This window comes from uncultured Sphingorhabdus sp. (assembly GCF_937872355.1).
In the GTDB taxonomy this organism is placed as follows: domain Bacteria; phylum Pseudomonadota; class Alphaproteobacteria; order Sphingomonadales; family Sphingomonadaceae; genus Sphingorhabdus_B.
Map to the genome: position 1 here is coordinate 23,065 of NZ_CALMSV010000166.1, position 13,770 is coordinate 36,834.

Here is a 13,770-nt window from a genome sequence, read left to right on the forward strand (position 1 = left end):
AATTAAATGCGATGACCGATAGCAATCGCGACGAAGATTTGGGCCTGGACGATCCCGATCGTCTGCCTTGGCTCGAGACCGCTGATGGTTATGAGTATGAGGAAAGCGCTTCCCCGCTGAAAGTTGCCGGTTTGGTGCTAGCTGGTCTTGCTCTGCTTGCTGCTATTGTGGGTGGTATTTACTGGATACAACGCAATCAGTCCGGCGGCACGTCGGGCAATGGCGAGCTGATTGCCGCGCAGGAGGGCGACTACAAGGTTGCGCCTGCCGATCGCGAAGGCAAGAATTTCGAAGGCGAAGGCGACGCTGCTTTCGCCGCCAGTGAAGGAAAGAAGGTCGAGGTATCGATCGATCCAGCCAAAGCTAAGGCAGCCGCTCAGGCGCCGCAACAGGCACCGGCTGCCGCACCCGTCAAGGCAGGCTCTGCTCCCGCAGGTTCGGGCTTTGTGCAGCTGGGCGCCTTCAGTGACTCCGCCAAGGCCGACCAGGCTTGGGCTGCGATGGGCAAGCGCTTCGGTTTCCTGTCTGGCCTCAATCGTCGCATCGCCGAAGGCGCTGCAGAGGGCGGACGCAAAGTTTATCGACTGCAAGCCGTCACCGCCAATCCGGCGGCGGCTCAGCAATTGTGCGCCAAGCTGAAGGCGGCCGGCGAGAATTGCATGGTGGTCAAGTAATCGCCGAAAGGCGGATTTGCCTTCATTGGGGGATGAAGGTATTTTCGGCCGTGGAGCGGGGCATCGCTCCACGGCCTATTTTTTGCCGGTTTTGCACAAGTTTCGCCGAATGACGACAGCGTCGAGCTTGTCAGTGAAGCCAAGCTGACCTAGCCTTTTTTCTGAGAGAATTTCGGAGTTCGGTCCAGTTATGAAACCTGTCATCTTCGGGCTGTCCGGCGAAGAACTGACCCCCGATGAACGCGCCTTATTTGCAGAAGTTAATCCTGTCGGATACACATTTTTCCGGCGCAACATTCGCGATCGGGAGCAATTGCGTGCGCTGACGGACTCATTGCGTTCGATTAACGGACGTGAGGATGTGCTGATTTTCATCGACCAGGAAGGTGGCCGGGTGATGCGGATGCAGCCGCCGACTTGGCCCGACTTTCCGCCTGGTTCGGCCTTTGATGCATTATACGACATTTCCGCCATGACCGCGATCGAAGCGGCACGGGTTAACGCCGAAGCGCTGGGGTTGGTGCTGAATCAAGTTGGCATAACCGTGAACTATTTGCCGGTGCTGGATGTCCGCGTGCCCGATCCCCCGCCCGCCATTGGTGACCGAGCGATGGGGTCTGATCCGATGCGCGTAGCAGCGCTTGGCCGCGCCGTGCTCGATGGCCTGCAGAAGGGTGGCGTGGCGGGCGTAATCAAGCATATGCCCGGGCATGGGCGCGCGCTGGTCGACAGCCATTTCGAACTGCCCCACGTACATGCGACGCGCGAGGAACTTGAACAGGACATCGCGCCGTTTCGTGCCCTTAATACAGCGACCATGGGGATGACCGCCCATCTGGTCTATGATGCCTGGGACGCTGAGCGCTGTGCCACTATGTCGCCAACAGTCATTCACGACATCATTCGAAGTGAAATCGGTTTTGACGGTTTGCTGATGAGCGATGATCTGGAGATGAAGGCGCTGAAAGGCGATGTGCCCACCCATGCGGTCGATTGCATCGCGGCAGGTTGCGATGTCGCGCTCAATTGCTGGGGGCGGTTCGACGAGATGGTTGCGATTGTGGAAAGGCTGCCGGATATTTCGAATGAGGCGCGTCGAAGGTTTGATGCAGCGACTGCGGCGCTTCCTTCCGTCACATTCGATCAGCAGCGGCTCGATTTTCTGCTTGCCAAGCGGGACGAACTGCTGGCCCTTGCTGAGCATTTGGCAGATGAAAAGGCGACCAAGGCTGCAACAGGTGCGTCATGGGCTTAGACGAAGACCTTGCATTTGACGCACCGGATGCGGTTTTGGCCGTTTCTGACGAGGGCGACGAGCGGCTAACCATCGAGATTGACGGCTGGGAAGGGCCGCTCGATTTGCTGCTCACGCTCGCACGCACACAGAAGGTCGATCTCCGGCAGATTTCGATTTTACAGCTGGTCGAGCAATATCTCGGGTTCATTGAAAACGCCCGCGCGTTGAAGCTGGAGCTTGCAGCTGATTATCTCGTGATGGCGGCATGGCTCGCTTATCTGAAATCGGCGCTCTTGTTGCCAAAGGATCCGGAGATCGATCCGTCGCCCGAAGAGTTAGCGCTACGCCTGCAGTTGCGCCTCGAGCGTTTGAACGCGATGCGGGAGAGCGGTGCGCGGCTGATGGCGCGCGACCGCATCGGGCGCGACATCTTTTTGCGCGGTACACCGGAAGGGTTGCGTGTTGTCCGCACGACGGCTTGGGACTGCAACTTTTTCGAACTGCTCTCCGCCTATGGGCAAATTCAGGCGCGCAACGCACCGGTAATGCACGTCGTCAAACGCCGCGCGGTCATGACGCTGGAAGAGGCGCTCGACCGCGTTTCGGCGATGCTCGGCCATGCGCTCGACTGGACCCAGTTGGAGGCATTTCTTCCGGCCGATGCGGAGCCCGCATTGCGTCGATCGGCGCTGGCGTCGAGTTTTCTGGCGATGCTCGAGCTGGCAAAGCAGGGCAGAGTGGAATTGCAGCAGGAAACCAGCTTTGCGCCGTTGATGGTCAAACGAAGTGCGGGGGCAGCGAAATGATGATCGAACATGATCCGGCCGTTCGGGCGGTGGAGGCAACATTGTTCGCTTCCGACGCGCCGATGACTGTCGACCAGATACGGGCTTATGTCGGCGAAGAAGTTGATGTTCCTGACGCGCTAGCCAAGCTGGAAGAGCATTATCAGGGGCGAGGTGTTGAACTGGTAAAGCGCGGCAAGACTTGGCATTTCCAGACCGCTGCAGACCTTGCGCATCTGCTGCGCCGGGAGCGTGAGGAAAGCCGCAAGCTGAGCCGCGCGGCGGTCGAAACGCTGGCTATCATCGCCTATCATGAGCCCGTCAGTCGGGCGGAGATTGAGGCAATCCGCGGTGTGCAGATTTCGAAGGGCACGCTCGACGTTTTAATGGAAGCGGGATGGGTGCGGCCGGCAGGCCGACGCGAAGTGCCAGGGCGGCCGCTGATTTACGCGACTACCGGGGAATTTCTGACACATTTTGGACTCGCATCGCGGCGGGATTTGCCGGGAATTGCCGACCTCAAAGCTGCGGGTTTGCTCGATCCGGTCGACCTTGCGCTAGAAGGTTTGCAAGGGCTGTCTGCAGTTGAAAGTGGAGATATGCCTGAAGGGGGCGACAGCGAACTGGAAATCGGTGACGAAAGCGCCTAAATCCTTTTGGCAACGAAGCTGCAGCGCGCGCAGCGATTGGGGAAGTCCCCGCACGAGGAGTTTGGAAAATGGGTAGTTTCAGCATCTGGCATTGGCTGGTCGTCGGCATCATCATCCTGCTGCTGTTTGGCAAAGGCCGCTTTTCGGACATGATGGGCGACGTTGCCAAGGGCATCAAAAGCTTCAAAAAGGGCATGGCCGAAGACGATGAAGCCAAGCCCGCTCCGCGTATCGACGCGGCCTCTGGAACGACCGTTGATGCAGAAAAGCAGGCCGACAAGGCCAGCTAATCCACTGATTTCGGGCTGAACCCGCATGTTTGATATCGCATCCGGCGAATTGCTTTTGGTCGCGCTGGTCGCCTTGCTGGTGATCGGGCCGAAAGACCTGCCGCGCGTATTGCGTTATGTCGGCCAATGGGTGGGCAAGGCACGGCGCATGGCTGCGCATTTCCGCAGTGGCATTGATGAAATGGTGCGCCAGTCCGAACTGGAAGAGCTCGAGAAAAAGTGGGCGTCGGAGAATGAGCGGATCATGCGTGAGCACCCGCCTGTTCGCGAATATGATTCGCTGCCTCCGCCCGAAACAGATGCCAAACCCGCCGCAGCGGATTCGCCCAAGGCGGAGCCGCAATCATGAAGGACATCGACGACAGCAAGATGCCATTGCTCGATCATCTGATCGAGCTGCGCAACCGGCTGCTCTGGTGCGTCCTCGCGCTCGCCATTTCTTTCGGCATCTGTTTCTATTTTGCCGAAGCGATTTATGGCTGGCTGGTTCAGCCGCTCAAAAATGTCGGGCAAGACAAGCTGATCTATACAGACATTTTTGAGGCTTTCTTCGTCCAGGTAAAGGTCGCCCTTTTCGCCGCTATGATGGTCAGCTTCCCGGTATTGGCGACGCAGATCTGGCAGTTTGTAGCACCCGGACTCTATAAAAACGAGAAAAAGGCCTTTTTGCCGTTCCTGATGATGACCCCGGTTCTTTTTGCGCTCGGGGCCAGCCTTGCCTATTTTGGCGCCATGCCGGTTGCACTCAAATTCCTGCTTGGATTTGAGGGCGATGTCGGCGGGGTCACGCAAGAGGCGCTTCCCGGGGTAGGCAATTATCTCAATTTTTCGACGACGTTTATTTTCGGCTTTGGCGTTGCATTCCAGCTGCCGGTCTTGCTGATGCTGCTCGAAAGGGCGGGGATTGTAACGCGCGATCAGCTGAAAGCCGGTCGGCGCTACGCGATTGTTGGTGCCTTCGCGATCGCCGCTGTGCTGACTCCGCCGGACGTTGTGTCGCAGCTTTTGCTCGCGGTGCCGCTATGCTTGCTCTACGAGCTGGCGCTGGTTGCCATATGGTTTACCCAGCGCCGCCGCGATAAAGCGACCGAAACTGAGACTACGGCTGCCGAGGAGCCGGAAACGGTCTAAATCGCCTCGTCGCCGGCTTCGCCAACTGATTCGATGTCGCGACCCAGGCCCTTTACGGTGTTGCAGGCAGACAGCAGCAGGGTGGCTGCGATGAGTGAAGCGGCAATCAGTTTGCGCATGACTTTATCCTTTTTGTTGGCGTTCAGCCGACTCTGGAAATTGTAAGCTGAACGCCCGATGAGTCAAACGGCAATCAAAAGCTGAAACGAGCCGTCAATCGGAAATCCCGCCCGGAAAGCGGTACATAATCCTTGGTGAAGGAGGCCGCGCGGCGTGCCGTGACGTCGAACAGATTATTTGCTGACGCTATCAGCGCGATATTGCGATTGCGCCCGAATGGCCGCCAGCTTGCGGAAGCATTGACCAGCGTGAACCCTGCAGTTTCGGTTTCGAAGGCCGCATTGCGTCGTTGGTCATCAGTCCATTCGACTTCGCCTCGCAGGTCGAGACTGCCGCTTTGCAATTCCAGCCCGCCCAACAGGCGCAGCGGCGGGATACGGGGTACCGGTCCGCCGCCATTTGATATCGACGCGCGGGTGTAGTCGGCGACGCCATCAAGCACGACATCGAATCCACCGACATGGCCCAGCCTTGCCGAAACATCGGCTTCTACACCCCAGAAGCGGGCATCGCTCTGAAAATATTGGAAAACAGGGAGGTCGTCTTCCTCAGCTCCAGTTGCATCTTCATAGATGAAGCCGTCGAACCAGTTCGAATAGACCGTCAACGTCGCGTCAACATTAGTGCTGTCGTAGCGGGCATAAAGTTCGGCGTTCCACGCCTTTTCGCTGCGCAAGGTCGGGTCGCCAATTTCATAGGCCTGCGTGGCGATGTGCGGGCCATCCGAAAACAACTCTTCGACCGAAGGTGCGCGGCCCGTACGCGAGGCGTTGATGCCGATCTTGAGGTCGCCGACCAGATAGGCTGCGCCCAATGCCGCAGAGACGTTGTTGAAACTGCGATCAATGCCGAGTGTCTGCGCTTCCTGGCTCACCCGGTCATAACGCAGTGCGGCTTCCAGATGCACGCCGCCCAGATCGAATTCCTGCAGTGTGAACAGCCCCATTTGCCGCGTGCGGTTGGGCGGTACGAAGGCTTCGGCGCCGATCGCCTCAAAATCGCGTGACATATATTGGATGCCACTCGCGCCGCGCCAGCCATTGCGGTTGGCCTGGACGGCCTCGGCGCGGCCTTCAAAGCCCTGGCTCTTGAATATCGTACCGACCTCGTCACCTTCGAACTCAGTATGCTGGTAATCGGCATAGCCAGCGCGGAAGGTCAGCTTTTCAAGAAAGCCGCCGCCGGTTTCCACTTCGCCGCGAAGGTCGGCGCGATATTGGCGCAGGCCGATTGTAACAGCATCCTCGCCGCCTTCGGCCATCGAAACCTTTTTGCCAGCGCTCACGACTTCTTCGTGATGATGTCCGACGCCCGGACGACCCGGAATGCCGTATTTGGTGTCATAGATACTGAACGAAACGCCCAGATTGCCGCCTTCGTCGATGAAGGCCGTACCAAGGCCCGCGGTCCAGGTTTCGACAGCGCTGTTGGGAACGCGGCCGCGATTGTTCGCGGCTTCGCGCAGCTCCGCGGCTTCGTCGAGATGACCTTCGCTTTCCTCTTCATTTGCCAGATCGAGGACTTCAGCGCGTAAGTCGGGGGATAGCTGGAAGCCGCCGATACGCAAATCGTCACTCTTGCGATAGCTACCGTCGGCGTGAATGACGAATCGGTCAGCCAAGGGCACATCGACCGATGCTCCACCGGACCATTCATCCGCTGCGCTGCCATAGCCTGCCAGCGCATCGACATGGACGGCCTCTTCCGGAACGCCACGCGGAATGCGCTTGTCAATGGCATTGACTGCACCGCCCACCGCCTGACCACCGAATAAGAGAACGGCTGGGCCGCGCAGTACCTCAATCCGTTCGGTGGTAAGCGATTCTATGGTGACGGCATGGTCTGCAGAGGTATTTGAGGCATCGATATTGCCGATACCATCAGTCAAGACAGCAACCCGATTGCCCTGAAAGCCGCGCAATACGGGGCGCGATGAGCCTGGTGTAAAGCTGGTCGCCGAAACCCCGGGGAGCGAGAGCAGCGTATCACCAATCTGGCCACGCGATTGCTGCGCCAAATCTTCGCCAGACAGGGCAGAAGTACCCGCGAGCAGATCCAACCGCTCGAAATAGGGAGCAGTGACAACGATTTCGCCGGTACGGTGGAAATCGTCATCATTTGTATCCGTATCCGATTGCTCTTGCGCGAACGAGGATGAGGCGATCAGTGTGCATGCAAGTATCGAAGCAGCTGCGCTTTGACGGAGAAGCGTTTTCATATCATTCCCTATGGCCTTAGTTTCGGCGCCTGCTAGATGAAATGATATAGTATAACAATACCCAATCGAGCAGTTTCGACTAATGGCGTTTGGGTTGCGACGAATTGCCGCCAATCGGCAAAGCCCAGCTTTCATCGCCGCAAGTCGCCATCGCTTGCGTCTTGTTGCATCCGAAACTACCTGTGGGGACATGAAAACTATGCCATCGACATTGGACCTTATCGGCAACACCCCGCTCGTCCTGCTCAAGGGGCCGAGCGAGGAAACCGGCTGCGAGATTTACGGCAAGTGCGAATTCGCCAACCCCGGCGCCTCGGTAAAGGATCGGGCGGCTCTGTTCATCGTGCGCGATGCGGAAGAGCAGGGGATATTGCAGCCGGGCGGCACTATAGTTGAGGGCACGGCAGGCAATACCGGCATCGGCCTCGCGCTGGTCGGTAACGCTCTGGGATATAAGACGATCATCGTGATGCCCGAAACGCAGAGCCAGGAAAAAAAGGATACGCTGCGCGCTCTTGGTGCACAGTTAGTTCTCGTGCCGGCTGCGCCTTTTTCCAACCCAGGCCATTTCGTGCACACGTCACGGCGGATTGCGGAAGAAACCGATAACGCCATTTGGGCCAACCAGTTCGACAATATCGCCAACCGGCGGGCGCATATCGAAACAACCGCAGAGGAAATCTGGACGCAGATGAACGGTCGCGTCGATGGCTTTACCTGCGCGGCTGGTACAGGCGGGGCGGTCCCCGGGGCTGGGCTGGGACAGAAAACGAAAAACGAAACTATCACCATCGCGCTCAGCGACCCACACGGCGCCGCACTCTATAATTATTACGCGCATGGCGAGTTGCGCGCAGAGGGCAATTCGGTTGCGGAAGGCATCGGGCAGGGCCGCATCACAGCCAATCTCGACGGCGCGCCCATCGACACACAATTCCGCATTTCGGACGAAGACGGCCTTGCCTGGGTGCGTCGTCTGCTCGCCGAAGAAGGGCTCTGCCTCGGCCTGTCGTCGGGTATCAATGTCGCTGGAGCGATTGAGCTGGCTAGGCAGCTGGGGCCCGGACACAGGATCGCAACGATCCTGTGTGACACGGGCTTCCGCTATCTCTCTACACTCTACAATCCCGAGTGGATGCAATCCAAAGGATTGCCGCCAATGCCGTGGCAACTGGACAAAGCCGACTGATTGGGCTTTAATCGCCGGATGGCACGTCCGGCACAATCCGCTGTTCAGCGCATTCAGGTAGGCCTTTTGGGTTTGCTGACCGTTTTGCTGTTCGTTTCGATCGCCAACATGATCCTCGACCGGGCGGATAGTGGCCTGCAAACGCAACCTGCTTCCACGGCGGCCGGCTCGCAGGCAGAGCCCCAGCCTAAGGATGAGCCGCTGGCCGAACTGGGCGTCACGCCATCGGTCGGTGCGGAAACAACACCCAAGACCCAACAGCCGGTTACGAACTGAAGCGATGATCGCTCGTTACCGTCGCCTGTGGGCGTTGTTGCTTGTCCTGTTGCTTGGCGCCGCAGCTTTGTGGTTTTGGCAGAACCGCAAAGCGGAGCCCACTGAAAGCGCGCCGCTGGTGCTCATTTCCAGTATTGATTTGCGCTGGGGTGAAGCCGAATTTGGTGCGCTGGCCAAAGGCGAGATCGAACCGGATCCGCTTTACAAACGGTTGGAAGAAACCCGCCAGGTCATCGCAGCGGACAATGTTGCAAAGTTGCAGGCTTCAAAGGCCAGGGTCGCCCTGCTGATACAACCACGGGCCTTTGCCCCGGATGAGCTGGTTCGCCTGGACCATTGGGTGCGGGCAGGGGGGCGGCTGTTGTTCTTCGCAGATCCTGCGCTGCAATGGCCAAGTGATTTGCCGATAGGTGACCCTGCGCGCCCGCTCTTCCCCTCTATGCATTCGCCGCTCTTCAATCATTGGGGGATCGAACTGGCCCTACCGGTCGACGCTGAAGCCAGCACCGCCGAAGCACAAATTGATATCGGGCAATTTGGCATCCGGACGCTGTCAGCCGGGCAATGGCAAAGCCTCGCGGCCGGAAAAGGCAGAGATGGACATTGCCGGATTGCAACCGAAGCGCTGGTTGCTGAATGCCGGCCGGGCAAGGGGCAAGTCATACTCATTGCAGACGCTGACTTGCTTCATTCGTCCATGTGGCAATCTGCGCTCCCCGGCTCGGACAGTTCGTCGAATATCGACTGGGTTGAACAGCTTGTTGCGCGACTCGTACAGGGGCGTCGGCTCGTGGGACAACATGGGGAAATTCTGGAATGACGCTGGGACAGCTTGTCGATGGAAAGGATAAAAATATATAATACAATGAATTAGGATGAAGGCAGTGGCTAGGGTAATTAGCAATGATGCAAGCTCCCTTCACCTGTGGAAAAGAAAATTGTATAATAAATACAGATATATAATCTGTAATTCGGATTCATTCCCATAGAATCCCTCTTTTCACCCACGAATTCCCTTGATATGGAGTGTCCGTATCGGGGTGAAATCCAATTTGTTGCGTTCCAGAGAACGTCAACGCGAAGGCGTTGCGCTTTAGCGGATGAGGGATTGCGCCCGAAGGGAAGGGGTAATTCTGGGCTGTGTCCGCATTTGTTGTCTATGCCGGTTCCGGACTGTCGACGATCGATGCCAAAGGGCGCGTAACCATCCCTGCCGAACTTCGTGACACCGTTGCTGAATCTTCGGGCGAGAACATTGTCTGCATCTCGCGCCATCCCAATCTTCCCTGCCTGATCGGCTATGGCCGTGCCGAGCGCCAGAAACTGCGCGCCGATATCGAGGCGCAATGGCAGGCAGCTGTTCAGCGTGGCGGCGAATTTGACCGCGAAAGTGCAGGCGTTGTTGCCTCCTCCATCTTCGAGACCGCTTTCGAAAATAGCGGCCGTTTCGTGCTTCAGCCGATGCTTCGCCATTTTGGCAAACTGGGCGAGAAAGCATTCTTCTTTGGTGCAACCACGCATTTCATGTTGTGGAACCCTGATGTGTTCCTCGATTCCGCTCCGCCCGCCTTCGCGCATGTCCGCGAAGAGCTCGAATATTGGCTGGGCGAACATGGGAGGCGCGGCAGATGACGCAGCCTTCCCCCCATATTCCAGTCCTTCTGGATGAAGTAATTCACGCTCTGGCCATCACCCCTGGTTCAGATGTTGTGGATGGCACCTTTGGTGCTGGTGGTTACAGCCGGGCTATCCTGGCTGCAGGTGCGCGCGTTCATGCTTTTGATCGCGATCCCGATGCCGCCGCGGCGGGTGCTGACCTTGCAGAGCGGAGTGGCGGTGCCTTGCGCTTCCACTCCGCCTGCTTTTCAGAAATGGACAAGAGGCTGGCCGAATTCGGCGTCGAGCAGGTTGACGCTGTGGTCCTTGATATCGGCGTCTCCTCGATGCAGATTGATCAGGCTGAGCGCGGCTTTTCCTTCCAGAAAGACGGCCCGCTCGACATGCGGATGAGCCAGTCCGGCGAAACCGCAGCGGATTTCGTTAACACTGCGGAAGAAGCCGACATTGCCAATGTCATTTACCTTTATGGAGAAGAGCCCAAGTCGCGCCGCATCGCGCGGGCCATCGTTGCTGCCCGACCCATCAACACGACCACCAAACTGGCCGATGTGGTTCGCAAGGCACTAGGTCATCGCGTCGGCGCGCCCAAGGATCCGGCCACCCGCACCTTTCAGGCGCTCCGCATCCACATCAATCATGAACTCGATGAGCTCAACGCAGGCCTGGAAGCTGCTGAACGGATATTAAAGCCGGGCGGCCGACTGGCTGTCGTCAGTTTCCACAGTCTCGAAGACCGGATTGTGAAGCAATTCTTCCGCGAGCGCAGCGGTTCGATGGCTGCAGGGTCGCGCCATATGCCGGTGGTCAAGGCCAGTCGCGTTGCAACCTTTGAAAAACCGGCCAAGGCCGTGCGCCCCGGCGCGCGTGAGATAGAAGCTAATCCGCGTGCCCGTTCCTCTACCTTGCGGTCAGCCGTTCGTACCGATGCCCTGGCATGGTCACAGCAGGAGCTGGCGGCATGACCCTTGCGATGAAACGTCTGAAGAATCTCGGTTGGCTGGCGCTGGTATTCATGATCGCGGTGCTCCTGTACCCGCTTTCGCTCAACGTCGCCGCGCTGCACAGTGACTTGTCACGCATCGACCGCGACATTCTGGAAACCAAGCAGGAAATAAATTTCCTGCAGGCCGAAATCCGCACCCGTGCCAGCGTTGCGCAACTCGAAGAGTGGAACCAACTGCTCTATGGCTATGAACCGCCGCGCGCCGACCAGTTCATCGACGGGGAGCGTGGTCTTGCCAGCCTCAGTGGGTCCGAACCGCTGGTAAAGCCGGTCCTCGTAGCGGTCGACATGCCTGCTGGAGACATTGGCGGGGGCGGAGCCGCTGCCTCATCGATTCTTGCCGATGCCAGCGCAGCTATTCGCTCGGTCGGTTCGGACGACAAGGAGGACGTTGAAGTACGGCTTCCTGCTGAAAAGCCGAGGGAAGCCAAGGGGAAGTCCGCCGAACCTGTATCTCGCACCGAACGCCTCGCGCGCATGGACGATACCCTCCTGTCGGATAACCTGATGCGTGAAATCCAGACCAAGTCGGAAAAGGAGCGCAAGCGGCAATGACCACCTTCGTCGTTCGGCCCCAAAGCCGCCATGCAATCAATGCGACGAGGGTTCATGCTGCCATTGCTTTCTGGCGGTTGCTCATATTGGTCGGGCTGTTTGCGATCTTCCTGCTGTTGATCGTTGGGCGTCTGGCAACGCTGGCGTTTTTCGAAGGCAGTCGTGCCTTTGGTGCAACGCCGGGCGAATTTGTGCCGGAACGTGGCGATATCGTCGACCGGAATGGCGCACCGCTGGCGCGGACAATCCAGGGCTATGCGATCTGGGTCAAACCCGCTAATCTGGTCAATGATCCCAAGGAATTGGCGGCTGGGCTGGCGCGTATCTTTCCTGATACACCCGAAGCTGAATTCTACGCGAAACTTACCGCCAAAGCCCCGGGATATCTGCGCAAACGTGCTTTGCCCGAGGAAGTCAGGGCAGTTCATGATCTCGGCGAAATCGCCATCGAATTCCCGCGCGAAAGCACGCGTCTTTACCCGCAACACGAACTGGGTGCGCATATTCTCGGCTTCGTGAGCCGTGACGGCAAGGGTGCGCTCGGTATGGAGCGCGTGATGGACAAGCATCTGCGCGCGCCAGAGACGCGCGGCAAACCCGTCGAATTGTCAATCGATGTGCGGGTGCAAGCCGCGCTTGAACTCGAACTCGCCCGCGGTATGGAAACAACCAATGCCAAGGGTGCAGCTGGCGTAATTCTGGATTCGCACACAGGTGAAGTGTTGGCGATGGCCAGCCTGCCGTCATTCAATCCCAACCGTCCGGTTTTCGCAAACATCCCCGATAATGGCGAGATCATCATTGATGGCCGCTATCCCATCAGCCGCCAGACCAATTTCGTCACCAACCGCGTGTTTGAGCTTGGGTCGACCTTTAAACCCTTGACGGTCGCTGCGGCGCTGGACGCCGGGACAGTTCGTGATTTGTCACTCCGCTATGACGCCACAGCACCGTTGGCGATCGGTGGCTTTAAAATACGCGACAGCCATCCTTCGGGTCGGTGGCTTAATGTTCCGGAAACACTGATCCACAGCTCCAACATTGTGACGGCGCGGATTGCCGATAATCTGGGCCAGCAACGAATGGAGCAGATGGCGCGGAATCTGGAATTTGATCGTCGTCCTTCGATCGAGTTGGCGGAGCGTTCGCGCCCGCTTTGGCCGACAAATTGGGGCCGGTTGACCACCATGACTGTCGGCTATGGTCATGGCATGTCGGTGACACCGTTGCACCTTGCCTCGGCTTATGGCGCCATGGTCAATGGGGGCATGTGGCACCCGGCAACACTCAAAAAATTCAAGCCGGGGCAAAAGCCGGTGAGTCGCCGTGTATTCAGCGCCGCGACCAGCGCACGTATGCGCCAACTGCTGCGTATGATCGTTGTCGATGGCACCGGCAAGAAGGCGGATGCCCCCGGATATCGCGTTGGCGGGAAAACAGGGTCTGCAGAAAAGCCCAATGCAGGAGGTTATGCACGGAATCTTGTGGTTTCGACCTTCGCGGCGGCTTTCCCGATGGATAATCCGCGTTATATCATCATCGCTATGGTAGACGAACCCAAAGGCTCGACCGAGACCTCTTTCCAGCGCACCGCCGGCTTCACCGCCGCGCCGATAGTGAAGCGCACGGTGGAGCGGATCGGCCCGCAACTCGGGATCATTCCCGATACCCATCGCGATGTTGACGTATCCGAACTGATGCCGCTCCTTTGGTCTCCCAAAGGGAGCACCTGATGCGCCTCGATAGTTTGATAGGTGAGCTGGCGGGCGATGCCGGCTCTTCGCGCGTAACCGGATTTGCCATCGATCACCGCAAGGTTGCGCCGGGCACGATTTTTGGCGCTTTCCAAGGCACTGCCTTTAACGGCGAAGACTTTATCCCGGCGGCAATCGAGGCCGGTGCAATTGCCTTTGTTGCGCGACCGGAGGCGAAGGTCGAAGGCGCTGTCCACATAGCCGATGCCAATCCCCGCAAAGCGTTTGCGGCGTTTGCGTCGCGTTTCTATGCGCCATTCCCTGCGCA

Annotated in this window: 16 protein-coding genes and 1 pseudogene; 15 read left to right on the forward strand and 2 right to left on the reverse strand. The window is 58.2% G+C overall.

Features of this window, described 5'->3' with window-relative positions:
- The first annotated feature begins 11 nt into the window (after positions 1-11).
- From Q0239_RS10765 to tatC, 7 genes and pseudogenes are all read left to right on the forward strand, one after another.
- On the forward strand, positions 12-674 hold the full coding sequence (locus Q0239_RS10765; RefSeq protein WP_298602516.1) for an SPOR domain-containing protein: 663 nt from the start codon (positions 12-14) through the stop codon (positions 672-674).
- Positions 675-864: 190 nt separating this feature from the next.
- The gene (gene nagZ, locus Q0239_RS10770) at positions 865-1,929 is read left to right on the forward strand and encodes a beta-N-acetylhexosaminidase (protein WP_298602519.1); all 1,065 of its coding nucleotides are present in this window, start codon (positions 865-867) and stop codon (positions 1,927-1,929) included.
- Positions 1,920-2,717: a ScpA family protein gene (locus tag Q0239_RS10775; RefSeq protein ID WP_298602521.1), complete on the forward strand. Its 798-nt coding sequence runs from the start codon at positions 1,920-1,922 to the stop codon at positions 2,715-2,717. The genes nagZ and Q0239_RS10775 overlap by 10 nt, the downstream gene beginning before the upstream one ends.
- Complete coding sequence (gene scpB, locus Q0239_RS10780; protein ID WP_298602523.1) at positions 2,714-3,346, forward strand: SMC-Scp complex subunit ScpB; 633 nt, start codon at positions 2,714-2,716, stop codon at positions 3,344-3,346. Before Q0239_RS10775 ends, scpB begins: the two co-directional genes overlap by 4 nt.
- A gap of 68 nt (positions 3,347-3,414) precedes the next feature.
- Complete coding sequence (locus tag Q0239_RS10785; RefSeq protein ID WP_298602525.1) at positions 3,415-3,636, forward strand: twin-arginine translocase TatA/TatE family subunit; 222 nt, start codon at positions 3,415-3,417, stop codon at positions 3,634-3,636.
- A gap of 25 nt (positions 3,637-3,661) precedes the next feature.
- Positions 3,662-3,898 (forward strand): annotated as a pseudogene (tatB, locus tag Q0239_RS10790) (Sec-independent protein translocase protein TatB); the annotation flags it as partial.
- Between the two features lie 83 nt (positions 3,899-3,981).
- A complete protein-coding gene (tatC, locus tag Q0239_RS10795) occupies positions 3,982-4,767 on the forward strand; it encodes a twin-arginine translocase subunit TatC (RefSeq protein WP_298602527.1) in 786 nt (261 codons plus the stop codon).
- Here the strand turns inward: tatC and Q0239_RS10800 are convergent.
- Both Q0239_RS10800 and Q0239_RS10805 read right to left on the reverse strand, forming a co-directional pair.
- Positions 4,764-4,886: an entericidin A/B family lipoprotein gene (locus Q0239_RS10800; RefSeq protein ID WP_298602529.1), complete on the reverse strand. Its 123-nt coding sequence runs from the start codon at positions 4,884-4,886 to the stop codon at positions 4,764-4,766. The genes tatC and Q0239_RS10800 overlap by 4 nt on opposite strands.
- 74 nt (positions 4,887-4,960) lie before the next feature.
- Positions 4,961-7,105, reverse strand: coding sequence for a TonB-dependent receptor (locus Q0239_RS10805; RefSeq protein WP_298602531.1), 2,145 nt, complete (start codon positions 7,103-7,105; stop codon positions 4,961-4,963).
- A 190-nt stretch (positions 7,106-7,295) separates the two neighbouring features.
- Between Q0239_RS10805 and Q0239_RS10810 the strand changes: the two genes are divergently transcribed.
- The 8 genes from Q0239_RS10810 to Q0239_RS10845 form a co-directional block, all read left to right on the forward strand.
- Entirely contained in the window at positions 7,296-8,294 is a 999-nt protein-coding gene (locus Q0239_RS10810; RefSeq protein ID WP_298602533.1) for a cysteine synthase A, read from the forward strand.
- Positions 8,295-8,312: 18 nt separating this feature from the next.
- A complete protein-coding gene (locus tag Q0239_RS10815) occupies positions 8,313-8,570 on the forward strand; it encodes a hypothetical protein (RefSeq protein WP_298602535.1) in 258 nt (85 codons plus the stop codon).
- A gap of 4 nt (positions 8,571-8,574) precedes the next feature.
- A complete protein-coding gene (locus Q0239_RS10820; RefSeq protein ID WP_298602537.1) occupies positions 8,575-9,390 on the forward strand; it encodes a DUF4350 domain-containing protein in 816 nt (271 codons plus the stop codon).
- Positions 9,391-9,710: 320 nt separating this feature from the next.
- A complete protein-coding gene (locus Q0239_RS10825) occupies positions 9,711-10,202 on the forward strand; it encodes a hypothetical protein (RefSeq protein ID WP_298602539.1) in 492 nt (163 codons plus the stop codon).
- Positions 10,199-11,152, forward strand: a complete 954-nt coding sequence (rsmH, locus tag Q0239_RS10830; RefSeq protein ID WP_298602542.1) for a 16S rRNA (cytosine(1402)-N(4))-methyltransferase RsmH — start codon at positions 10,199-10,201, stop codon at positions 11,150-11,152. Before Q0239_RS10825 ends, rsmH begins: the two co-directional genes overlap by 4 nt.
- Positions 11,149-11,748 (forward strand): hypothetical protein, encoded by a 600-nt coding sequence (locus Q0239_RS10835; RefSeq protein WP_298602544.1) that lies wholly within the window; start codon positions 11,149-11,151, stop codon positions 11,746-11,748. The genes rsmH and Q0239_RS10835 overlap by 4 nt, the downstream gene beginning before the upstream one ends.
- Positions 11,745-13,481 (forward strand): penicillin-binding protein 2, encoded by a 1,737-nt coding sequence (locus Q0239_RS10840; RefSeq protein WP_298602546.1) that lies wholly within the window; start codon positions 11,745-11,747, stop codon positions 13,479-13,481. The genes Q0239_RS10835 and Q0239_RS10840 overlap by 4 nt, the downstream gene beginning before the upstream one ends.
- The coding region (locus Q0239_RS10845; RefSeq protein ID WP_298602548.1) for a Mur ligase domain-containing protein at positions 13,481-13,770 on the forward strand (290 nt) is incomplete at its 3' end. The genes Q0239_RS10840 and Q0239_RS10845, both read left to right, overlap by 1 nt.